The sequence below is a fragment of the Bacillus sp. EKM501B genome, assembly GCF_011800505.1.
Classification (GTDB): Bacteria; Bacillota; Bacilli; order Bacillales; family Bacillaceae_G; genus Bacillus_A; species Bacillus_A cereus.
In genome coordinates this window covers 1-2307 of record NZ_JAALFZ010000048.1, presented here as the reverse complement: position 1 = coordinate 2307, position 2307 = coordinate 1, and the positions used below count along the sequence as shown (strand labels likewise).

Genomic DNA, 2307 nt, shown 5'->3' with positions numbered 1-2307 from the left:
GTCAACTAAGTTTTTTTATTTCATTTGTCGCTTGCGACGTTATTGTCATCGGCGACTTGTTCTATATTACACCTCTATATAATAATAGTCAATATTAATCTTTCATTTTTTTAAAAAGATGAAAAAGACTCTCATACCCCCCTTTTATTTCTCATACATATCAATAAGATAACTGAAAGGAGTGTAGAACTTGTTCAACCCTTCTTTATTACACATCATAAGCTCCCATTCAAGAAGCCCACACTATCATAGGAAGTTTCCAATCATTCTATTTTGGAGTCAAAAAAGCGGTTGTACTTCTCTTGCTAAGTGGTTCTTTTACCAGATTGATTTATTACAAACCGCTCTAAGCTATAGTCCTTTCATTCATAATTATGAATATGATATATACAAAAGTACACCTACCTATAGTGTACGACTAGGAATAGCTCTACGAGAAAAACAAAAAGAAACTTTTAAACTCGTTCGTAACCCTTATAGGAGAGCAGTCAGTTCTTTCGTATCCTTAATTGGACCTCCTTATATGGAACATCCCGAATGGAAACCCATCCGAAAGTTTTTATATCAAGATGAAAATTCCTCCAAAGGGATCTCATTTAAACAATTTCTATACTATCTATTTATGAAAGGAGCTCACGCAAGTGATATTAACCCACATTTCACACAACAATATATAGCTGGTGAAGAAGAATATGTGACCAATTATATATACTTAGAAAACTTCGATCAGGAAATGAAAGAATTAGAAAAGCGTTTCGAATTAAAAACCGCACCAATAAATGAGTTCTCAACATCATGGCATCATCAAACTCCCGCCATGATTTATAAAGGGGATTTTAGCGAAGGCGATATTACTGATCCTTTATTTCCCCGTCATCCGACTTTTGAAAGCTTTTATGATACTGAATGTATACAACTTGTCCAAACAATATTTCAAAATGATTTCGACACATATAAATACAGCAAAGAATATCCATACTAACTTTAGTCTATTATCTTTGCTAAATAAAAAAGATACCTCATATATAAGGTATCTTTTTAACATTTCAATTATATAAATCATACTGTTTAACAGTCTCTATTCTCCACCTTGTTACCTTTTAATAGATTACATAACTTTTGCTTATCCGCCCATCCTACTCCGATTAAAACTAAACTCGCTCCCATTATTACTCTCCATGTCAGAGATTCATTTAATAGAATAATTGAAGTAACAATACTTATTAATGGTAATGCATTTAAATATAATCCGCTTACTGATGCTGAAACTCTCTCTAGCGCTTTATTCCAAAACCAATATGCTAAAATTGTTGCTCCAATAACAAGGTATATTACACTAAGTCCCGTTTTCCAAGTTTCAACCTTTGGGAGACCGTAATAAAAAATTTCTACCAGTGCAAACGGTAAGAGAATAACAGCTCCAATAATTAAAGTTAATGTTGTAAAAACCTCGTTTGATAAATACTGTTCTTGTTTTGGCCGTTTTAGCAAAACTGTGTAGAAAGCAAATAGAAAAGTACTTAATAATATCAGTATATCTCCTATTAAAGACACTTCTTGATTAGCACTTTTAGATGGAATCGTAATAAAGAGTACTCCTATAGCACCCAATATAATTCCTATCCAATAATTCAATCGAATTTTCTCTTTCAAAAAGAGTGCTGAAAAAAGAATTGTAACTAATGGTAATGCAGCATCTATAATACTCACATGTAATCCACTGGTTAAAGAAATACCGTAGGATGTAAACATAAAATAACCAGCTACACCGGTAAAAGCTAACAAACTCATTCTTTTCCATGGAACTTTTCTATGTACAACTGATTTTTGTAGTCGCTTAAATGAGAATAGCATACAAATTCCACCTGCAAAGAAAAGACGAATAAACAACAAAGTAAACGGCTGAATAGATTCTAACGCCCATTTTGTTGGCGCAATGGCTGTGCCCCATAATATAACAGCCACTAATAACATGCATATTTCTTTCATAATCCCCCACACCCATCAAAAATATATGTTAACTACCTTAATTATAGATTTTTTCTAATGTAAAATCCTTTAAAAACACAAAAGGTTATGTTAAAAGAGCTAGATTGCTACTTTTCATATAACCTTTTTATATAAGATCACAAACATTCTTGTTACATCTGGACTATATTCTTATAAAGGTAATTCTTACCTTTAAATTTAAAATAATAAAAATAAACACAAAAAAACCTAAGTCGAAACAACTTAGGTTTTTGCTTGGCGACGTCCTACTCTCACAGGGACAAGGTCCCAACTACCATCGGCGCTAGAGAGCTTAAC

General features: G+C 32.5%; 2 protein-coding genes. One reads left to right on the top strand and one right to left on the bottom strand.

Translation table 11 applies throughout. The features are described 5' to 3' along the window. Positions 1 to 190: 190 nt before the first annotated feature. Entirely contained in the window at positions 191 to 982 is a 792-nt protein-coding gene (locus HFD78_RS28895) for a sulfotransferase family 2 domain-containing protein (protein ID WP_000483020.1), read from the top strand. Positions 983 to 1068: 86 nt separating this feature from the next. Here HFD78_RS28895 and HFD78_RS28890 read toward each other — a convergent pair whose 3' ends face one another. After that, on the bottom strand, positions 1069 to 1989 hold the full coding sequence (locus HFD78_RS28890; RefSeq protein ID WP_000658286.1) for a DMT family transporter: 921 nt from the start codon (positions 1987 to 1989) through the stop codon (positions 1069 to 1071). Positions 1990 to 2307: the final 318 nt, after the last annotated feature.

Coding starts and splice junctions, on each gene's coding strand:
- HFD78_RS28890 (WP_000658286.1), bottom strand. CDS start 1,989: ATGAAAGAAATATGCATGTTATTAGTGGCTGTTATATTATGGGGCACA.